This is a genomic window from Enemella evansiae, assembly GCF_002250705.1.
GTDB lineage: Bacteria > Actinomycetota > Actinomycetes > Propionibacteriales > Propionibacteriaceae > Enemella > Enemella evansiae.
Genome location: NZ_NMVP01000001.1, coordinates 506733 through 525235, shown reverse-complemented (window position 1 = coordinate 525235; position 18503 = coordinate 506733). Strand labels below are relative to the sequence as shown.

Below are 18503 nucleotides of genomic sequence, written 5' to 3'. Positions count from 1 at the left end.
ATTTTTCCACCCTGGTTGAGCAAGTCTAGGGGGTAGTCGGTGAGCGAGTGGGTATCACCCGCCCGCGATCACTCCCCCACGTGCTCGGCGTACGCGTCGGCGTCCATCAGGTCGGCGTACGCCTCCTCGCCGGCGACCTCGACCTCGAACAGCCAGCCGTCGCCGTAGGGGTCGGAGTTGATGGTCTCCGGGGAATCCACGACGGCCTCGTTGACCTGGTTGACCACCCCGCTGACCGGCGACATCACGTCCGAGACGCTCTTGGTGGACTCGAGTTCACCGACGGAGTCGTCGGCCGAGACCTCCTGGCCGACATCCGGCAGCTGGACGTAGACGATGTCCCCGAGCTGCTCGGTGGCGTACTCCGAGACGCCCACACGGACGGTCGTGCCGTTCCCCGGGCGGACCCACTCGTGCTCGGTGCTGTACTTCAGGTCCTCGGGAAACTCTGCCATGACTCTCCTTCGGGGGTCGGACCCTGGTCTGTTGGTCTGTGCCGCCGATCCGGTGCCGGTTCAGCGTGCGGGCTGAGCGTACTGGTGCGGTTGAGGCACGTGCAAGGAGCGCACCTGCAGCCGATCCTGTCGCTCGATGGTGATCTGGCCGCCGATCTGGGTGGAGGTGATCTCCGAGGCCAGGCCGCCGCGGAATCGGGCCGCCTCGTCGAGGGCGTTGGGCTCGCCGATCACCTTCAACTTCAGCGGCATGGTGACCGGTTGGCCGTCGATCTGCAGTGCGCCGGGGTTGCCGGTGATCGAGCTCGAGGCGACGAGTCGGATCCGGTCGTTGACCTCGATCACCTCGGCGCCGGCGTCCCGCATCTCCTCGATGGCGTCGAGGACCACCCCGACGGTCACCTTCTGATTCGGGTCGGTGATCGTGATCAGTACGCCGGGGCCCTCGGCGGGGGCGGTACCGGAGAGCACCTGGAGCGCGTCCAGCCGTCGCCGGGCCTCGTCGCGGGCGACGCGCTGGGAATCGGCGCCGGAGGTGAGGTCGCGGCGGGAGCGTTCCAGGTCGTTGACCTCGGCCTCCAGCCGTCGGGACTCCTGACCGAGCCCGTCGACCAGCTGCACCAGGTCGGCCCGCCGGGCGGTGGCGTAGGTGTCGTCGGTGCGCTGGGCACGGATCTGCATCACCACCGCCATCGCCACCACACAGCAGATCACCGCCACCACGAGCTGGCCGCGGCCCGGGCGCAGGAAGGCCCGGCCGAGCCGTGCCCAGCCCGAGGGCTCCGCGGTCGCCGCGCGCTTCGGCTGCTCGTCGACGGAGGACGTGTCCGCGGTCTCGGGCTGCTCGGGGGTCTCGTTCTCAGGCACGGAACAGCGCCCTTCGGATCGCGGCGGCGTTGGTGAAGATCCGGATGCCGAGGACCACCACCACGGCGGTCGACAGCTGCGAACCGACCCCGATCTGGTCACCGACCCACACGATCAGCGCGGCGATCAACACGTTCGAAACGAATGACACGGCGAACACCTTGTCGGTGAAGTTGCCCTCCAGATAGGCCCGCAGACCGCCGAACATCGCATCCATCGCGGCGACGATCGCGATCGGCAGATAGGGCTGCAGCACCGGCGGCAGGGTCGGCTGCAGGAAGACCCCGAGCCCGATGCCGACGGCCAGTCCGATGATGGGGATCACGGCATCCTCCTTGCCTCGCGGGTCCCGAAGCCGGGGTCGGCGGCCAGGGTCAGCTCCTTGGCCTGGGAGACCTCGAACCGCAGCTGGTAGTTCTGCTGCAGGCTGGTCCACAACCGTCCGCCCTGGCTCTCGGCGAACGCGGCGGGCAGCCGCCGGGGGTCGCCGATGGCCTCGACCCGGTAGGGCCGGGTGAGAGAGCGGTAGTCGACGGTGATCGCATCGCCGGCGGAGCGGATCGCTGTCCGGGTGGTGAGCCGGTGGCCGTTGATGGCGACCGCCTCGGCGCCCGCGGACCAGAGCCCGTTGGCGAGCTGTTGCAGGTCGCGATCGAGGACGCGGTTCAACCGGTCCTCGCGGGTGACCGGGGCGTCGTCGACGATCACGGTGACACCGGGGCCCCTGACCGGGGCATCGCCGGCGATCGGCGCCAGGTCATCGACCTGGGTCTGCAGCTGACGGGCCTGGGTGTCACCGGCGAGCGCGGTACGCCGTAGCTGGTCGTTGCCCGCGCGCAGCTCGACCAACCGGTTGCGCAGATCCTCCTGGCGCTGGTCCTCGGTCTTGATCCGGGCGATCAGCTGGGCGCGTTCGGCGGTCGCCACCGGTCGGGACCGGAAGGTCTGCACCGCCGCCAGGCTGAACAGGGTGCCGATCACCACGGCGACCGCGGCGAGCCGCAGGTGCGGGCGGTGGCGCTTCGGGACGGCGTCGGTGCGGCTCTCGGCGCGGCGTCGCTCCCGGTCGGCGACGATCGCATAGTCCGGGTCGACCGGTTGCCGCAGAATCTGGTTCAGCAGGTCCATGCTGGCGTCCGGGCGCGCGGACGGCGTCAGGTGCAGGCGTGGACTCACCGGGCAACCCTAACCGGAACCGGTGGGGTCCCGACGAATCCCCGAATCGGCGTACGCGGTGAGGAAGTCCTTGCCGACCCGGTCCCAGTCGAAGCGGTCCGCGGGGCGCGATCCGGGCCCGGTGAGCGACTCGGCGACCGCCCGGGCCAGCGCCTCGGGATCGCCGGTGGTGAAGGTGCGTCCCCCGGGTTCGTCGGCGAGCACTTCGGCGAAGGCCGGCAGATCGCTGGCCACCACGCGGGCCCCGGCCGCCAGGGCCTCGATCAGCACGATGCCGAAGCTCTCGCCGCTCGTGTTGGGCGCGATCAGCACATCGGTACGCCGCAGCAGCGCGGCCTTGGTCGCCTCATCGACGCGGCCGAACGGCCTGCTCTCGGGCGCGTTCGGGGCGTGTCCGGGGCCGATCAGCTGCAGTTCGAACACACCGATCCGGCGGCGCAGTTCGGGCAGCGCCGCCAGCAGCACGGGCAGTCCCTTGCGTGGTTCGTCGAGGCGGCCGAGAAAGGTGAGCCGGGGCCGGTCACCGGGGACCCGCTGACCCGCGTAGTGACCGGTGTCGATCGCGTTCGGCACGATCCGCGGATCCAGGCCCCAGTGTGCCCGGGCGGTCGCGGCGGCCGCGCTCGAGGGCGCGGTCGCCACCCGGATCCGGCGGTGCAGCGGGGTGAGCAGCCGCCCGGCCGCGCGGGCCACCGCGGCCTGTCGGGTGGCCTGGTCCACGGCGGCGTGGCAGGTCGCGACGACCGGTGTTGGACCGGCCAGGGCGAGGGCCCAGCCGGCGGCCGAGGGGGTGAAGGGCTCGTGCAGATGCAACACCTGGGGGCGGAACTCGGCGAGCCAGCGGCGTACCCGCCGTGCCGTGAGTCCGCCACCCGCGATCCGGGCGGTCGATCCGTTCCACCGCACCGGAACCGCGGCACCGGTGACCCGGACCCAGGGCTGTGGCGCCGACCGGCCGGGCGCCAGCACCGATACCTGGTGACCCCGCTCCTGCAGCCAGTCGGCCAGGCCGAGCACCTGCTGCTGCACCCCGCCGGGTACGTCGAGGGAGTAGGGGCAGACCAGGCCGATCCGCATCAACGTGCGGGGCCCCGCGCCGGGAGGTCGAAGAAGGGTTGCATCATGTGCCAGTCCTGCGGATAGGCGCGGATCCCGGTGACGAACTGATCGGCGAGGTCCTGGGTCATCGCGACCAGGCCCTCGCGGCCGGGGCGATGCTCGATCTCGGTGAGTTCGAGCACGATGCCCCCGGGCACGTAATGGGTGACCGCACCGAACAGCGCCGCGCCGGTCGTGCGGGCGATCATCGCGGGCCCGGCCGGCATCCGGACGGTGTTGCCGGCCCAGTCGACCTCGATGCCGGCGCGGGTGAAGTCGCGTTCGGCCAGCAGGCACACCACCCGGCCCTCGCCGATCGCCCGGGTCAGCCGGCGCAGCGCCCCGGTGTCGTCGTGGGCGAGCACCTCCATGCCCAGGTGGGCCCGGATTCTCTTGTAGGCTTCGAATTCCCGCGCACCGAGATTCTCGGCGACGGTGCTCACCGGCAGTCCGGTGGAGCAGGCCCAGGCGCCGGCCAGGTCCCAGTTGGCCAGGTGTGCCAGGGCGACCACCGCGCCGCGGTCGGCATGGGCGGCGCGCAACCGGTCCTCCCCGAGCACGGTGACGCTGCCGATGATCCGCTCGCGGCTCCAGCGCTGCAGGGCCAGCACCTCGACGAAGTTGCGGAGCCAGGAGGCGATCCCGGCGCGCACCAGGGCCCGGCTCGGCGGCCGGCCCAGGGTGCGGGTCAGGTTCTCCCGGTAGGTCCGCAGATGGGACCAGTCCAGCCGCTCCGCCGGGTACGCCGCCGCGGCTGCGACGCGGTCGATGGCGCGCGCGGACAGGTGTGGCGCGATGGCCTGCCCACGTTGGAAGATCTGGCGGTTGGCCGCATCCCGGAACCGGGTCCAGCGGGTGCTCACAGGCGTGCCCGGGAGCGCTGCCGCCAGCCGCGCCCGATCCGCCGCGGTTCACCCGGTCCGACCAGTTGCCGGCGCACCTCTCGCATCCGGCGTACCACCGTGAGCAGGCCGCCGGCGGCGAGCGCGACCAGCATCACTTCCAGGGCATGGGGTACGCCGAGGCCGGCGAGCAGGGTGCCCAGGACCAGCAGTGCGACCCGGTCGGCCCGGGTCAGCGGCCCGGCGTCGGCGTGGCAATCCACGGCCTCGGCGCGGGCCTTCACATAGGAGGTCGCCTGGGCGGTGACCAGTCCCAGCAGGGCGGCCGCCAGCCAGCCCCACCAGGCGTGCGAAAGCAGCAGATACACCGCGATCCCGCCGAACAGGGCGGCATCGGAGAACCGGTCGAGGGTGGAGTCCAGGAAGCTGCCCCAGCGCGACGGCCGACCCACCTCGCGGGCCATGTGGCCGTCGATCATGTCGGTGCAGGAGAACACCGCCACCAGCACCGCTCCCTGCCAGAGCCAGCCCAGCGGGAAGCAGACCAGCGCGACCACCGCGACCGAGACGGTGCCGAACCAGGTCACCGCATCGGGGCCGACACCGGCCCGCAGCAGCGCCCTGGCCAGCGGCTTCATCACCACCGCCTGCACTCCGCGAAACCGTTCCAGCACAGCGATTCCTCTAGTCGCCCGCGTTGGCGTCCCAGGCGGCGACCAGCAGCTGTCGGGTGTCCTCGAGCAGCTGGGGGACGGCCTTGGTGTGGCCGATGACCGGCAGGAAGTTCATGTCGCCCACCCAGCGCGGCACGATGTGCTGGTGCAGATGGGCAGCGATCCCGGCACCGGCGACCTGCCCCTGATTGATCCCCAGGTTGAAACCGGCCGGTTTCGACACCGCCCGGATCACCCGCATCGCCTGCCGGGTGAGCACCGCGACCTCGACGGCCTCCTCGGGGGTCAGGTCGGTGTAGTCGGCGACGTGCCGGTAGGGGCAGACCAGCAGATGCCCCGGCGAGTAGGGATACAGGTTCATCACCACGTAGGCCGCGCTGCCGCGGCGTACCATCAGCGACTCGGCGTCGTCCTGATGGGGCGCGCGGCAGAACGGGCACTCCGGTTCGGAGGAATCCCGTGGCTTGTTCTCGCCGCCGATGTAGACCATCCGGTGCGGGGTCCAGAGTCGCTCGAACGAGTCGGGCACCCGGGCGAAGCCCTCCGGGTCCTCGACCTGGATCGGCTCTTTCTCTTCGGTCATGGGGATTCCCGGTCCTCAGACCTGGGCGCGGTCGGCGATCGCGGCGGTGATCTCGGTGATCGCGTCGGCGATCGGCACCCCGTTCTTCTGGCTGCCGTCGCGGTAGCGGAAGGACACCGCACCGGCGTCCCGGTCCTCGCCGCCGGCGATCAGCACATAGGGCACCTTCTGCTTGCTGGCGGTGCGGATCTTCTTGCCGAAGCGGTCGTCGGAGGTGTCCACCTCGACCCGCACCCCGGCCTTCCGCAGCTGGTCGGCGACGTCGAACAGGTAGTCGTTGAACTCGTCGGCGACCGGGATCGCGACCACCTGCACCGGTGACAACCAGACCGGGAACGCGCCGGCGTAGTGCTCGACCAGCACGCCGATGAACCGCTCGATGGAGCCGAACTTCGCCGAGTGGATCATCACCGGCGTCTGCCGGGAGCCGTCGGCCGCGGTGTACTCCAGGCCGAACCGCTTGGCCATGTTGAAGTCGTACTGGATGGTCGACATCTGCCAGGTCCGGCCGATCGCATCTCGCGCCTGCACGGAGATCTTGGGGCCGTAGTAGGCGGCGCCGCCGGGGTCGGCGACCAGCTCCAGGCCCGTCTCCTCGGCAGCCTGCTGCAGCACCTCGGTGGCGGTGCTCCACTCCTCGTCGCTGCCGATGAACTTGTCCTTCTTCGCGTCGTCGCGGGTGGACAGCTCCAGATAGAAGTCGTCCAGGCCGAAGTCGCGGAGCAGCCCGAGCACGAAGTTCAGCAGGTGCTTGATCTCCGCCGGTGCCTGTTCACCGGTGACGTAGGAGTGCGAGTCGTCCTGGGTGATCGAGCGGACCCTGGTCAGGCCCTGCAGCACACCGGACTTCTCGTTGCGGTAGACGGTGCCGAACTCGAAGAACCGCAGCGGCAGTTCACGATACGAGCGGCCCCGGGAGCGGAAGATCTCGTTGTGCATCGGGCAGTTCATCGCCTTCAGCCGATAGAGCTGCCCGTCGTCGTCGATCGGCGGGAACATGCCCTCGGCGAAGTAGGGCAGGTGCCCGGAGGTGTAGAACAGGTCCTCCTTGGCGATGTGCGGCGTGCCGACGTAGCTGAAGCCCTCCTCCAGGTGCCGCCGCCGGACGTAGTCCTCCATCTCGCGCTTGATCACGCCACCGTTGGGGTGGAAGACCGGCAACCCGGGGCCGATGTTCTCGGGGAAGGAATAGAGGTCCAGCTCGACGCCGAGCTTGCGGTGATCGCGCCGGGCGGCCTCCTCGAGCCGGTGCTGGTAGGCCTGCAGGTCCTCCTTGGTCGCCCAGGCGGTGCCGTAGAGCCGTTGCAGCTGCGGGTTCTGCTGATCCCCTCGCCAGTACGCCGCGGAGGTGCGGGTGAGCGCGAAGGCGGCCTTGTTGATGTAGCCGGTGTGCGGGACGTGCGGGCCCCGGCACAGGTCTCCCCAGGCCCGGTCGCCGTTGCGGCGTACGTTGTCGTAGATCGTCAGCTCGCCGGCGCCGACCTCGACCGCGGACCCGTCGTCGTCGGAGGCGTTGCCCTTGAGCTGGACCAGTTCGAGCTTGAACGGCTCGTCGGCGAGTTCGGCGACCGCCTCCTCGTCGCTGACCGCGCGGCGGACGAAGCGCTGCTTCTCCCCGATGATCGAGACCATCTTCTTCTGCACGGCCTTGAGGTCGTCCGGGGTGAGCGGTTCCTCGAGCAGGAAGTCGTAGTAGAAACCGTCGGTGATCGGCGGGCCGATGCCGAGCTTCGCGTCGGCGTGCAGGTCCTGCATGGCCTGGGCGGCGACGTGGGCGGCCGAGTGGCGCAGGATGGACAGGCCCTCCTCGGAGTCGATGCCGACCGGCTCGACGGCGTCACCCTCGGTGAGCGGGTGGGCCAGGTCACGGGTGGTGCCGTTGACCCGCATCGCGACGATGCTGCGGTCCTCACCGAAGAGATCGAGCCCGGTAGTGCCCGTATCCACCTGTCGCTGGTTCTCGGAGCCGACGAGGTCGATGGTGATGGACACGTTTCCCTTCCCGGCCCCACCGGGTGCGGGGCGCGGCGTCCATTCTGCCAGCAGCGCCGGGCTCACGCCGCCATATACGCCCGCCGGGCCAACCACCACTTCATCAACAGGTAGCGCAGCACGCCGCCGACGGCGGTGCCCAGGACGATCATCGGCAGTTGCCAGGCGGTGCCGAAGCCCTCGACGCAGTTGGTGAGCACGGTGCTCAGCGCCAGCCCGATCAGCGTCGTCGCGAAGGCGACGACCGAATCCAGCCCGGCGCCGCGGGCCCGGCGTACCCCGTAGGTGACGCGGCGGTGCACCAGGTTGGTGATCACCGTGGAGACCGCGAACGCGGCGAGGTTGGCGGCGGTGGTGGAGAGGGTCAGCTGGGCCAGCGCGAACAGCGCGACCTGCAGGGCGGTACCACTGGTGCCGACGGCCACGAACCGCAGCGCGGCCCCCAGCTCGGCCTGGCTGAGCGGGAGGGCGTGGGTTGCGGCGCGCGTGGTCATGACAGGACTCTCGCGTCACCGTCGGTGAAACTCGTGGGTGCTCGCTGTGCGTTCCCTATGAGGCCCGGATCACACGCCCCGAGGGAACCCGCCGGTTGAGCGCGTCCCCCCGCCGGTTGAGCGAGCGAAGTACGAGCGAGTCCCCCCGCCGGTTGAGCGAGCGAGGTACGAGCGAGTCGAAACCAAGGGGCGCCCCGCGATTGACAGCCCACGTGTGACTTCTCGCCCAGCGGTCCCGCCTGCCATGATCGATCCATGCGCTGGGCTGCATTGGGGATCGGGTCGTTGCTGCTCTGCGCATGCGCCCCGACGGTGAACGTCAACCTGCCGGCCCCGGCAGGCACACCGATCAGCACCTCCCCGCCGAGCCGGTCGCCCGAGTCATCACCGACACCGACCGGTGCGCCAACCACGACTCCCCCACCCACCGCGGCACCCACCACCGAGCAAGTTCGACCGGCCGGTCCGCAGACGCTGCGTCTCAGCTATGGACAGACCGCGCGGTTGCGCTACTTCGATGTCACCGCACTGCGCCAGGAGTTCGGCAAGGACCAGATCTCGATCGGCTGGAAGGTCCGGGTCTGCTACGCCGCCCCACACCCGGAGGCCGGCAGTGACGGGCGAACCCGGGTCAGCAACAATCCGTGGTCGGTACGCGTCCGCGACGGCGAGGGCGGTGGTCAGGCGAAGACGGTGCCGATCAGCAGTCTCCCCCGCGATGCCGGCTGGGTACCGGAGTTCCGTGAGACCCGGTTGGCTCTCGGCGAGTGCCAGGAGGGCTGGTTGCCGGTGAAGCACGAGAATCCGGATCTGCAGTGGAACGGGCTGACCTACGCACCCGCCGACTTCGGAGATCGGATCACCTGGAGTTGATCAGCCCCAGGCGGCCGCGAACCGGGTGCGCAGATCGTGCAGTCGCTCGACCGGCTCGTTCGCGTACACCAGCCGCAGATACTTCTCCCCCGACGGTCCCCAGCCGTCCATAGGTGTTGCCGCGATCCGCCCGCGAGCGAACAGCAGCTCCGCCGCCTCTCCCGGCGCCATGCCGAGTTGCGCGGTGTCGATGAGCACCGACCAGCCGCCGTCCGGCGGAATCACCGGATAGTCAGTGAGTTGCTGCACGATCAGGTCTCTCCGGGCGCGCCAGGTGTCGACCGCACGTCGCACATCCTCGTCGGCGTCAGGGGCCCTGAGTGCCGCGGCGACCGCTTCCTGGGCGAGCCCGACCTGGCAGACGACATTGCTGAGGCCGACCAGATTGATGTCCGCGATGATCTCGGCGGGGCCGACGACCCAGCCGACGCGCCAACCGATCATCCGGAGCTCCTTGGACGCCGCGCCGACGGTGATGGTCCGCTCGGTCAGTCCGGCCACCCGAGCAGGATGGAGGCGTTCCCCGTCATCGAAGCGGATCCGTTCCATCGCGGCGTCGTCGATCAACCAGGCGCGGTGCCCCTCGAGTGCACCGGCCAAGGCCTCCCAGTGTGCGCGGCCCAGCACCGATCCGGTCGGCATCGCCGGCGACATCATCAGCACCGCCGCGGTACGGTCGGTGATCGCGGCAGCGAGCTCCTCGGGGTCGACCGTCCACCCGGATGACCCCGCGACGAGCGGCACGAACCGCGGTACGCCGCCGGCGATCCGGATGCGGTTGACCAAGCCGGCATAGATCGGATCGACGAGCACCACCTCGTCCCCGGGTTCGACGACCGCGAGCAGGGTGTTCAGGATCCCGTTGAGTCCGCCGGCGGTGATGAGTGACTCCCGGTACGGGTCGTACTCGTGGCCTGCGCACCTGCTGACGTGTGCGGCGGCGGCTTCCCGCAGTGCGACGGATCCCTGGAAGGGGAGGTAGCTGTTCGCCGAGTCCTCGTCGACAGCGACACGGGTACGCTCGAGAGCGACGGCCGGCGGCCGCAGGTCGGTGTCGAGATTCTCCAACCTGAGCAAGGAAGCGTCGCGTTCTCGATCCGCACGGTCCCCCATCTCGTCGACGCCGATTCCCGGGATGTGCTGCAGACGCGTGACTGGCATGGCTCCCTCTTCCGTAGTCGTTCTGTTTACAGAACGATAAGCTGTTGCCATGCCTAGACGTCAAGACCCCGACGGTTTTCCGGGCCTCTCGATGGCCATCGGGAACCGGGTGAAGCAGTTGCGGACCCGACACGGGGTCTCACTGTCCGCACTGGCGGCGGCTACCCGGCTCGGCAAGGGCACCCTCTCGGAGTTGGAGCGCGGGCGGCGCAATCCGACCCTTGACACACTGTTCGCGATCGCGACCACCCTGTCGGTCCCACTGAGCGAACTGCTGGTGACCGACGGCGAGACAACTGGCGGTCAACGGGCGCAGGGGCAGAGCGTGCAGGCCGAGCTGATTGGGCGGTGGACCGATCCTGGCCAAGTGGTCGAGGTCTATCGGATGACGATCAGCGCGGGGCGGCGGGATTCCAAAGCGCACACTCAGGGCGTGCTCGAAACCGTGACGGTGATCAGCGGAGAGGTACGGGTGGGCGCGACCGGCGACCCGGCCCACCTCGGGACCGGACAGAGTCACACCTTCGCCGGTGATCAACCCCACCACTACAAGGGGATTGCCGACCACAGCAGCACGGTCCTCGTGATGCGTTACCCCACCTGAGACTCACGCCCTCGCGCAGCCAGGGCGTCAGCGCGCGAGGGACTCCTCCCCCCCGGGCCGCGGTCACGGCCTCCTGGACACGCCGCCGCTCGTCCGCACCGTAGGTCTCCCTGGTGACCACGATGGCCGTCAGGCCGATGAGCGCGGCCGCCAGGTAGAGCAGGGCCGCTCCGGGCCAACCCATCACACCCACCAGGGCGGCAGCCAGGAAGGGAGCGAACCCTCCGATGGTGGCCGCCAGCTGATACCCGAGCGACGCTCCCGAGGTCCGCGTGGCGGTCTTGAACTGTTCGGTGAGCAGGGATCCCTGGACCCCGGTCAGGGTGGCGTGGATGACGCCGATACCGATGATGAACACCGCGGCGATGAGCACGGGCAGACCGGTGTTGACCAGCAGATACATCGGGAACGCGAAGAGCACGGCCGCAATGCACCCGGCGATATAGAGGGGCCGCCGGCCCACCCGGTCGGTCAAGGTACCGGCGATGAACGTGACGAAGATCGCCAGGATGCTGGCGGCGGTGATGGCCCCGAGCGCGAGCGGGCGCGCCTCCGGATTGTTCTTGGATACATACGAGAGCAGGTAGGTGGCCGTCGAGTAGTAGGCGAACGATTCCACCACCCGCAACCCGATGACCTTGAGGATGCTGCGCCAGTCCTTACGGAGGGTTGCCAGCAGCGGGTTCCGTTCGGTCCGGCCCTGGGCGACCGCCTCGGTGAACTCCGGAGACTCCGACAGCCGACTGCGCACGATCAGGCCCACGATCACCAGTATCGCGCTCACCAGGAACGGCACTCGCCACTTCAGGTCACCCTCGAGGTTGGACGAGACCAGGAACATCGCGCTGGCCAGTGCGATGCCGACCGGGTTCCCCGACTGCGGAATGGCGGCGAACATGCCGCGCCGGTTCCACGGTGCGTGCTCGTACGCCATCGTCACCGCACCACCCCATTCGGCACCGAACGCCAATCCCTGGATGATCCGAACGGTCACCAGCAGAAGCGGCGCCACCACGCCCGCCGTGGCGTACGTGGGTAACAATCCGATGAGGAAGGTCGCGAAACCCATGACCAGCATGGCGCCGACGAGGACCGGTTTCCGTCCGAATCTGTCGCCGAGGTATCCACCGAGGGCACCACCGACCGGGCGCATGACGAAACCCACCGCCAGCGTGGCGAATGCCAGCAGTGTGCCGACGAACGGATCGCCTTTGGGGAAGAAGACCGCGCCGAAGTACAGCGCGGCCGCCGTTCCGTAGGAGATGAAGTCGTAGTTCTCGATACTGGTGCCGAACGCGGCGGCGACCGCTGTCTTGACGCGGTCCTTGGATCCCAGCGGTGCAGATCGTGCGTGATGTTCAGGTGCGGTGGACATCGGATCTCCTTTGATCGGTCCGGTTTTCGGGTCAATCCCCCCGGTTGGGAAGCAGATCGTCGAATGCGTTGAGTTTCGTCACTCGGCGGCGGGTGTCCTCGTCGTCGTCGAAGGTGGCGTTGAGGAAGTTGGCGACGATCTCCGGGATGAACGCCCGGGGTGCGAGCCACGCTCCGAGCGCGATCGCGTTCGCGTCGTCGTGTTCGACCGCCTGATGGGCGGAGTACGGCTCATTCGCCAGCCCACAACGGATTCCGGGGATCTTGTTCGCGGCCATGATGGCGCCCGCCCCCGTACCGCAGACCAGGATCGCCCGATCGGCCTGCCCATCGAGGACCGGCTGGCAGGTGGCCATGGTGATGTCGGGGAAGTCGACGGGGGTCGTGTCGGAGGTGCCACAGTCCAGCACCTCGTGTCCCAGTTCGGAGACGGCCCGCATCACCGCCGCCTTGGCCGGAAAACCTGCGTGATCAGCTCCGATCGCCACTCGCATCGTTCGCCCCTTTCTCGTGCACCGGTTCAAATCCCTCCGCGGGTTGGGAAGCTTCGGGTCCCACTCGTGCGCGAAAGCGGGCGGGTACGCGGATCGAGTCCGCCGTCCCGCCGCCCAGCAGCGCGATCAGAGCCGTCACCCCCGATCGGCCGATCGCCGTGGCGTCGTTGACGATTGCCGAGATCGGCGGGGTCGTGAACTCGAACCACGGTGAGTCGTCGAAGGAGACGAGATCCAATCCACCGGCCCGTGGCTGGGATTGCTGCAGGGCCTGCAGGATGCCGAGGGTCATCAGGCCGTCGGCCGACAAGAAGGCGTCGGGGGCACCCTGGGTGAGGATCCGGTGTGCTGCCGCGACGCCACTATGGACTCGGAAGTCGCCCTCCGCCAGCAGCGTCTCGTCGACCTCGAGGCCCGCTGCGGTCATGCTCTGCCGGAAGGCGGCCAGTCGTTCGGTGCCGGTGGTCACACTCACCGGACCGCCGACGTAGGCAATCGATCGTCGTCCGCGCTGGGCCAGCCAGTTCACGGCCTGCTGTATGCCAGTTGCGTTGTCCACCGTGATGGACGGCACGTCCAGCCCAGGAATCTCTCTGTCCAGGAAGACCAGCGGAAATCTCTCGGCCACCAGCGAAGCGAATGGCCCGGCATCGCGCCCGGTCGGGGTGATCATCAGCCCGTCGATTCGCTGCGTCGCGAAGGTTTTGAGGTGCGCCCGTTCATTGGCGGGGTCTTCATCAGAGTTGGCGAGCAGGAGCGCATAGCCGTGCTCCTGGGCAGCGGTTGCCGCGGCGTGTGCGAGTTCGGCGAAGAAGGGGTTGCTGACATCCGAAACCACAAGTCCCAGCACTCGCGTCCGGGTCGAACGCAATGCTCGGGCCGGACCGTGAGCGACGTAGCCAAGCTCTTCGGCGGCGTCCAGCACGCGGCGACGAGCCTGACTGGAGGTGCCACCACGGTCGTTCAGCACGCGGGATGCGGTCCCCAGACCGACACCCGCGCGGGCTGCCACTTCCTTGATGGTCGCCACGTCACCTCCATTGGAAACGTTTCCAATAGTGTGACCTATCTCACCCGGCCTGGCAAGAGGCGACATGGCGGACATTCACGAACAAACAACAAGACCGGCTGCTGATCGGGATTCTCGATCAGCAGCCGGTCTGAACTGGTGGGCGGTACTGGACTCGAACCAGCGACCTCTTCGGTGTGAACGAAACGCGCTACCAACTGCGCCAACCGCCCGTGCGAGGAACGACTATAGCCGAGACCCCGCGGCTTTGTCGCATCCGAACCGCGGGTGCCGCCTCAGGGCGACCGGCTACTGCGGGTCGAGGTTCTGCGCCATCCTGGTCCGGAACAGCTCCTGCAGCTGCCGGGTGTATCGGCCCGGCGCCTCCCACTCGGTCTGATCCCACCGCGAGACGCCCTGCACGTCGCGGGAGGAGGAGGTGAGGAAGACCTCGTCGGCACTCTTGGCGGTGGTCAGATCGAGGTCCCGTTCCACCATCGCGAGCCCGGCCTCCAGGCCCCATTCGATGGTCAGTGCGCGGGTGATGCCGGCCAGCGGTGCGGCGCTCAGCGGCGGGGTGATGACCTCGTCTTCGAACACGCAGAAGATGTTGCTTCCCGTGCCCTCACACAGATTTCCGTCGCTGTTGACGAAGATGCCCTCGGTCGCCTCGTGCTCTGCGGCATACGCCAGGCCGAGGACGTTCTCGCCGTAGGAGGTCGACTTGACCCCAGCCAGCGCACCCTCGACGTTCCGCGTCCAGGGGGTGGTCACGATGCTCGTCGTGGGCGGCAGCTCCGGGGCCGGGCGGACCGCGACCACCAGGGTCGGCGGACCGTACGCCGCCCCGGAGCCGAGCGGGCCGCGACCGCCGGTGTAGGTGATCCGGAACAGCCCGAGCGGGTGGTCGAAGCCCTCCAGGACCGCGTCCATGCCTTCGGTCACGTACGCCAGGTCGGGTGCCGGGAGTCCCATCGCCTTGGCGGAGCGCTGCAACCGCGCCAGGTGCCTGCTCGGGGTGAACGCCTTGCCGTCGATCGCCTTGAACGCCTCGAAGACACCGTCACCCACCACGAGCCCGTGATCGGTCGCGGACACCGTCGCGGCATCCGGTTGGGCGTACAGCTCGCCGTCGACCCAGACGCGGAGATCATCAGTCTGCTCAGCCATGGCTTCAGTCTGCCACCGCAGCGCCCTCCTCGGGACGGTCCCGGCGCAAGCGGTCGCGGTCCGGCTCGTCGCGGAGGCCTGCGAGCCCCCAGCGCACCGTCCCGGTCGCCACCCGCCCCGCGGCGCGCCCCCAGCCGGTCGTTGCGCTGAGCCGGAGCTGCCGGCGGGCCCAGACCGGCAGCACCGCCGCCCCGCCGGCGGCGATCAGCGCATATCCGGGGCGGGCGATCCCGGGCAGCGGCGGTTCGGTGAGCAGGAACTCGGCCGCGTCCCGGGCCGCGTCGGTGACCTCGAGCTCGGGCCGGTAGTCGTGCAGCGCGTCCAGCAGTCCGGCCCAGTCGGTCGGCATCGGGTCCGCGCCGAGACGATCCGCCAGGGTGCCGGCCTGCGCGACATATCGGTCCCGCTCGGCCGGGCCCAGCGGCTGGCGGCCATAGCGATCATGGCTGCGCAGGAAGGCGTACGCCTCGGCGATCGCGACCCAGCGCAACAGATCGGGGTCGTCGGCCCGGTACGCGCGGCCGCGCTCGTCGCGACCACGCACCCGCTGATGCACCCGGCGTACCGTCTCGATGGACCGTTCGGCCGTCTCGACCGTGCCGAAGGTGGTGGCCGCGATGTAGTCGCTGGTGCGTTGCAGTCGACCCCACGGATCCGAGCGATAGCCGCTGTGCCCCGCGACACCCGCCATCGCCAGTGGATGCAGGGACTGCAGCAGCAGCGCCGCGATCCCACCGCAATACATCGAGGCGTCATCGTGCACCCGCCAGATCGGGTCCGTCGGCGCGAACCAGCGCTCCCCCGGCGTACCCCAGATCTCGGCGGCCCGGGTGGTGGCGTCGGTCCCGGCGACCTTCGAACGCAGCAACTGCCCCAGTCCTCGCTGCAGCGGATTGGTCATCTCTCGATGCTACGCGCGGACTCGATACGCGGAACTCGTCTGCCCTGAAATTTGAGGGGTCTATCGCCCGCAATTTCGTCCTGGCTTAGAAATCTGCCATTTCCGGCCCTGTTTTATTGGGTCTTCCAACTGCCCGAGAAGGTCCCTGACACTTGGGTAGGAAGTCGATTTCTGCCTGCCTCGGAACAGCCGGAGCGGGCCACGCCTGAAGGAGAATGAGATGAAGAAGCCCCTCAAGCTCACGTCCCTGATCGCCGCCGGCGCAGTCATTGGTGTCGTGGGTATCTTCCCGGCAACCATCACCGCCGCCGAGGCCGCCCCGCCGCCCGGCAAGGGCAACTCCGCCGCCACCACCACGCTGCCGGTGAGCGGTACCACCAACAACGGTGGCAGCTTCGCCGGCTCGCTGTCCGGCCTCACCTCGCAGGTCGTCAACGGTGTCGTCCAGTTGACCGGTTCGCTCACCGGTACGGTGACCAACCCCGACGGCAGCACCCAGCAGGTCACTCAGAACTTCAGCGCTCCGGTGACCAGCATGGCCGCCACGCAGGGGTGCCAGGTGCTGAACCTGGATCTCGGTCCGCTGAACCTGAACCTGCTCGGCCTGGTGGTCGATCTGGCTCCGGTGAGCCTCGACATCACCGCCGTACCGGGTGCCGGCAATCTGCTCGGCAACCTGGTCTGCGCCATCGCCGGTCTGCTCGACGGCGGCGGCCCGCTCAACGGGATCAGCGCTCTGCTGAACCGTCTGCTCTCGGCGTTGGGCCTCGGTCTCTGATCGAGCACTCCTGACACTCTGGGTCCGGTGCCGGGTCGCCCTTCGGGGCGACCCGGCACTTTTCTGTAAGGGCGTCAGGTCCTGGAGATCGCCGCGAGCTGCTCGGCGAGCGCGAACACCCGATCGTCACCGGCCGGCGGACCGTCGACGAACTCCGCGACCGCGGTCACCGTGGTGGCGCCCGCAGCTCCCAATGCAGCAAGGCGATCCCGCAGCTCGTCGGTGCTGGTCCCGCCGGGAACGGGCAGGATGGCGACGATCTCGGGGTCTCCTTGGCGGCCGGCCTCGGCCCGGGCGGCCCGAACGGTTTCGACCGCGTCCCGCATCCGATCCAGATCCGGTACGCCGGCGGGCGCGACATCGTCGAGGATCGCGCCCGCGCTGAGCTCCCCAGCCAGCGCGAGGGTCTTGGGACCACGGCCGCCGATCAGCAGGTCGGGGAATGCCTCCGGTGGCCAGCGCAACCTCACCTCGTCCAGCGCGACGTAGCGCCCGGCGTACGTCACCGTCTCCCCGGCGAGCAGCGCGCTGATGGTGGCCGTGTGTTCCCGGAGCAGGGTCAGCGGTGACCCGACCGCGACCCCCGCCTGCTTCATCCAGTCGCGTACGCCGTGCCCGAGACCCGGGCGGAACCGGCCGGGGAACATCCGCGCCAGGGTGGCGATCTCCATCGCGGTGAGGGTCGGTGCGCGCAGCGGTACCGGCAGCAGCCCGATGCCGACCTTGATCCTGTCGGTCACGGCCAGGGCGGCCGCTGCCGGTCCGAGGCCGCTGCTGGCGAAGCAGTCCTCCCAGAACCACAGTTCGTCGATGCCGCCGGACTCGGCGGTCTGCGCGACGCGGATGATCTGCTCGGGCGGGAGATCCGGTGGGGCGACGAGGGCGAGACTGGGCAGGTCAGGGGTGCGCATGACTCACCCTCTCAAGCGCGCGCCGGTCCATCAAGGCGGATTTCCCCGGTGGATCGACAAGGACGAGGGATCGGGCAGCACTCGACATGCTGATCAGCGTCTCCCACGGCGTGGCCGTGGACAAGCGGCTGTGGCGCGACATGTCTCTGCGCCCAGCGCTTCCGGGGTGGAATGATCTATTGGTCGCCGGGTGTGGGTAGCTGGCCGGTGCGGGCCGCATCTTGGACTACTACACTCCACAATCACCGGAAAACGGGACGATTCGGCTACCCGACATCCAACGAGTCGTGCACAGAACTTCCCGTGGGGTCCGATCATTTGGGACTCGGTCACCGGAACGAGAGGATGACATGCCCGTTCAGGTCTCCTACGACTACCACCAACTCCTGTTTCGTCGTGAGCATCCCACAGGAGCCGCGAACCTCGCCGAGTTGCCGAGAAAGCCGTGGTTCGTCGAGTAGGCAGCGCTTGCCAGCAACGAACCCGGTGACGACTCGGTGGCCTGGGCCCGCGTGCAGCTGCCCGAAGACTCCGGCGAGGTCACCATCCTCGTCGAGGATTTCGACTCTGACTCGTATTGGGCGGCTGCCGAACGGGATGCGGGTGTGCTCGAACTGTTCGATCCGCTAGGCGCCTCGGCCCTCGACGGGACGGGATGGCAGCAGGTGTACGTGCCAGAGAAGCCCGGTGAACACGTCGTGCGCTTCCGGATGGACGAGGATCCCGACCCGAACATTCAGGGCTTCTGGTGGTGGACTGTTAAGTCCATAAAGACACGTCCCCAAGGAGACAACTGGTGGTTTGGAAACGAGGATGAACTACCATGGGGTGCGAGCGAGCATGGGTGGACGCCGTATGGATAGAACCGGTGGCCCAGGGGCCCCAGCTGCAGGGACTGGGACAGTCCACGTTGCGAAGCATGATGGTGACGAACTGTGGCATGCCTCATGGCAAAACGGCCCCTTCTGGGACTCTCTTAGCGGAGATAAGGACGAGGTCCTACGTTGGGCATTCAATCGTCCAGCTGCGCAATGGCAGCTTCACCAG

Annotated in this window: 20 protein-coding genes, 1 tRNA gene and 2 pseudogenes; 5 read left to right on the top strand and 18 right to left on the bottom strand. The window is 68.8% G+C overall.

Annotation, left to right across the window (positions count from 1 at the left end; all coding sequences use genetic code 11):
* Positions 1-68: 68 nt before the first annotated feature.
* The 10 genes from gcvH to BI335_RS02455 all read right to left on the bottom strand — a co-directional run bounded on the left by gcvH (position 69) and on the right by BI335_RS02455 (position 8181).
* Positions 69-455, bottom strand: coding sequence for a glycine cleavage system protein GcvH (gene gcvH, locus BI335_RS02500; RefSeq protein WP_094358292.1), 387 nt, complete (start codon positions 453-455; stop codon positions 69-71).
* A 60-nt stretch (positions 456-515) separates the two neighbouring features.
* The gene (locus BI335_RS02495) at positions 516-1322 is read right to left on the bottom strand and encodes a DUF881 domain-containing protein (RefSeq protein ID WP_229119397.1); all 807 of its coding nucleotides are present in this window, start codon (positions 1320-1322) and stop codon (positions 516-518) included.
* A complete protein-coding gene (locus tag BI335_RS02490; RefSeq protein WP_094358290.1) occupies positions 1315-1647 on the bottom strand; it encodes a small basic family protein in 333 nt (110 codons plus the stop codon). The genes BI335_RS02495 and BI335_RS02490 overlap by 8 nt, the downstream gene beginning before the upstream one ends.
* The gene (locus BI335_RS02485; RefSeq protein WP_144009058.1) at positions 1644-2498 is read right to left on the bottom strand and encodes a DUF881 domain-containing protein; all 855 of its coding nucleotides are present in this window, start codon (positions 2496-2498) and stop codon (positions 1644-1646) included. The genes BI335_RS02490 and BI335_RS02485 overlap by 4 nt, the downstream gene beginning before the upstream one ends.
* Before the next feature lie 9 nt (positions 2499-2507).
* The gene (locus BI335_RS02480) at positions 2508-3575 is read right to left on the bottom strand and encodes a glycosyltransferase family 4 protein (RefSeq protein WP_094429542.1); all 1068 of its coding nucleotides are present in this window, start codon (positions 3573-3575) and stop codon (positions 2508-2510) included.
* The gene (locus tag BI335_RS02475; protein WP_172421692.1) at positions 3575-4459 is read right to left on the bottom strand and encodes a phosphatidylinositol mannoside acyltransferase; all 885 of its coding nucleotides are present in this window, start codon (positions 4457-4459) and stop codon (positions 3575-3577) included. The genes BI335_RS02480 and BI335_RS02475 overlap by 1 nt, the downstream gene beginning before the upstream one ends.
* Entirely contained in the window at positions 4456-5112 is a 657-nt protein-coding gene (pgsA, locus tag BI335_RS02470) for a phosphatidylinositol phosphate synthase (protein WP_094429540.1), read from the bottom strand. Before pgsA ends, BI335_RS02475 begins: the two co-directional genes overlap by 4 nt.
* Before the next feature lie 10 nt (positions 5113-5122).
* Complete coding sequence (locus BI335_RS02465; protein ID WP_094429539.1) at positions 5123-5695, bottom strand: HIT family protein; 573 nt, start codon at positions 5693-5695, stop codon at positions 5123-5125.
* Between the two features lie 15 nt (positions 5696-5710).
* Positions 5711-7687 carry a threonine--tRNA ligase gene (gene thrS, locus BI335_RS02460; protein ID WP_094429538.1) on the bottom strand — a complete coding sequence of 659 codons (1977 nt, stop codon included), beginning with the start codon at positions 7685-7687 and terminating at the stop codon, positions 5711-5713.
* Positions 7688-7749: 62 nt separating this feature from the next.
* Entirely contained in the window at positions 7750-8181 is a 432-nt protein-coding gene (locus tag BI335_RS02455) for a GtrA family protein (RefSeq protein WP_094429537.1), read from the bottom strand.
* Between the two features lie 255 nt (positions 8182-8436).
* On the opposite strand from BI335_RS02455, the gene BI335_RS20935 reads away from it, so the two are divergent.
* Positions 8437-9054 (top strand): hypothetical protein, encoded by a 618-nt coding sequence (locus BI335_RS20935; protein ID WP_133625553.1) that lies wholly within the window; start codon positions 8437-8439, stop codon positions 9052-9054.
* On the opposite strand, the gene BI335_RS02445 is transcribed toward BI335_RS20935, so the two are convergent.
* Positions 9055-10215, bottom strand: a complete 1161-nt coding sequence (locus BI335_RS02445; RefSeq protein WP_094429536.1) for a pyridoxal phosphate-dependent aminotransferase — start codon at positions 10213-10215, stop codon at positions 9055-9057.
* A gap of 49 nt (positions 10216-10264) precedes the next feature.
* Between BI335_RS02445 and BI335_RS22345 the strand changes: the two are divergent.
* A pseudogene (locus BI335_RS22345) lies at positions 10265-10723 on the top strand (helix-turn-helix domain-containing protein); the annotation flags it as partial.
* Here BI335_RS22345 and BI335_RS02435 read toward each other — a convergent pair.
* From BI335_RS02435 to BI335_RS02410, 6 genes are all read right to left on the bottom strand, one after another.
* Positions 10671-12194, bottom strand: coding sequence for an MFS transporter (locus tag BI335_RS02435; protein ID WP_229119396.1), 1524 nt, complete (start codon positions 12192-12194; stop codon positions 10671-10673). The pseudogene BI335_RS22345 and the gene BI335_RS02435 overlap by 53 nt on opposite strands.
* Before the next feature lie 31 nt (positions 12195-12225).
* Positions 12226-12633 (bottom strand): RpiB/LacA/LacB family sugar-phosphate isomerase, encoded by a 408-nt coding sequence (locus tag BI335_RS02430; RefSeq protein ID WP_229119395.1) that lies wholly within the window; start codon positions 12631-12633, stop codon positions 12226-12228.
* Between the two features lie 31 nt (positions 12634-12664).
* Positions 12665-13717, bottom strand: coding sequence for a LacI family DNA-binding transcriptional regulator (locus tag BI335_RS02425; RefSeq protein ID WP_166646656.1), 1053 nt, complete (start codon positions 13715-13717; stop codon positions 12665-12667).
* A 136-nt stretch (positions 13718-13853) separates the two neighbouring features.
* Positions 13854-13929 (bottom strand) — tRNA-Val (locus BI335_RS02420).
* 76 nt (positions 13930-14005) lie between these two features.
* Entirely contained in the window at positions 14006-14866 is an 861-nt protein-coding gene (locus BI335_RS02415) for an aminotransferase class IV (RefSeq protein WP_094429533.1), read from the bottom strand.
* Between the two features lie 4 nt (positions 14867-14870).
* Positions 14871-15767 (bottom strand): oxygenase MpaB family protein, encoded by an 897-nt coding sequence (locus BI335_RS02410; RefSeq protein ID WP_094429532.1) that lies wholly within the window; start codon positions 15765-15767, stop codon positions 14871-14873.
* Positions 15768-15987: 220 nt separating this feature from the next.
* Here BI335_RS02410 and BI335_RS02405 point away from each other — a divergent pair, with 220 nt between their 5' ends.
* Positions 15988-16545: a hypothetical protein gene (locus tag BI335_RS02405; RefSeq protein WP_094429531.1), complete on the top strand. Its 558-nt coding sequence runs from the start codon at positions 15988-15990 to the stop codon at positions 16543-16545.
* Positions 16546-16619: 74 nt separating this feature from the next.
* Here BI335_RS02405 and BI335_RS02400 read toward each other — a convergent pair whose 3' ends face one another.
* Complete coding sequence (locus BI335_RS02400; RefSeq protein WP_094429530.1) at positions 16620-17456, bottom strand: LLM class flavin-dependent oxidoreductase; 837 nt, start codon at positions 17454-17456, stop codon at positions 16620-16622.
* A 156-nt stretch (positions 17457-17612) separates the two neighbouring features.
* On the opposite strand from BI335_RS02400, the pseudogene BI335_RS22440 reads away from it, so the two are divergent.
* A pseudogene (locus BI335_RS22440) lies at positions 17613-18086 on the top strand (LGFP repeat-containing protein); the annotation flags it as partial.
* Positions 17969-18319: a hypothetical protein gene (locus BI335_RS02395; RefSeq protein ID WP_133625552.1), complete on the top strand. Its 351-nt coding sequence runs from the start codon at positions 17969-17971 to the stop codon at positions 18317-18319. The pseudogene BI335_RS22440 and the gene BI335_RS02395, both read left to right, overlap by 118 nt.
* Positions 18320-18503 lie beyond the last annotated feature (184 nt).

Bases quoted from the DNA above. Each gene is read 5' to 3' on its own strand.
- gcvH (WP_094358292.1), bottom strand. From the start codon at position 455: ATGGCAGAGTTTCCCGAGGACCTGAAGTACAGCACCGAGCACGAGTGG.
- BI335_RS02480 (WP_094429542.1), bottom strand. From the start codon at position 3,575: ATGCGGATCGGCCTGGTCTGCCCCTACTCCCTCGACGTACCCGGCGGG.
- BI335_RS02465 (WP_094429539.1), bottom strand. From the start codon at position 5,695: ATGACCGAAGAGAAAGAGCCGATCCAGGTCGAGGACCCGGAGGGCTTC.
- BI335_RS02455 (WP_094429537.1), bottom strand. From the start codon at position 8,181: ATGACCACGCGCGCCGCAACCCACGCCCTCCCGCTCAGCCAGGCCGAG.
- BI335_RS20935 (WP_133625553.1), top strand. From the start codon at position 8,437: ATGCGCTGGGCTGCATTGGGGATCGGGTCGTTGCTGCTCTGCGCATGC.
- BI335_RS02445 (WP_094429536.1), bottom strand. From the start codon at position 10,215: ATGCCAGTCACGCGTCTGCAGCACATCCCGGGAATCGGCGTCGACGAG.
- BI335_RS02435 (WP_229119396.1), bottom strand. From the start codon at position 12,194: ATGTCCACCGCACCTGAACATCACGCACGATCTGCACCGCTGGGATCC.
- BI335_RS02430 (WP_229119395.1), bottom strand. From the start codon at position 12,633: ATGCGGGCCGTCTCCGAACTGGGACACGAGGTGCTGGACTGTGGCACC.
- BI335_RS02415 (WP_094429533.1), bottom strand. From the start codon at position 14,866: ATGGCTGAGCAGACTGATGATCTCCGCGTCTGGGTCGACGGCGAGCTG.
- BI335_RS02410 (WP_094429532.1), bottom strand. From the start codon at position 15,767: ATGACCAATCCGCTGCAGCGAGGACTGGGGCAGTTGCTGCGTTCGAAG.
- BI335_RS02405 (WP_094429531.1), top strand. From the start codon at position 15,988: ATGAAGAAGCCCCTCAAGCTCACGTCCCTGATCGCCGCCGGCGCAGTC.
- BI335_RS02400 (WP_094429530.1), bottom strand. From the start codon at position 17,456: ATGCGCACCCCTGACCTGCCCAGTCTCGCCCTCGTCGCCCCACCGGAT.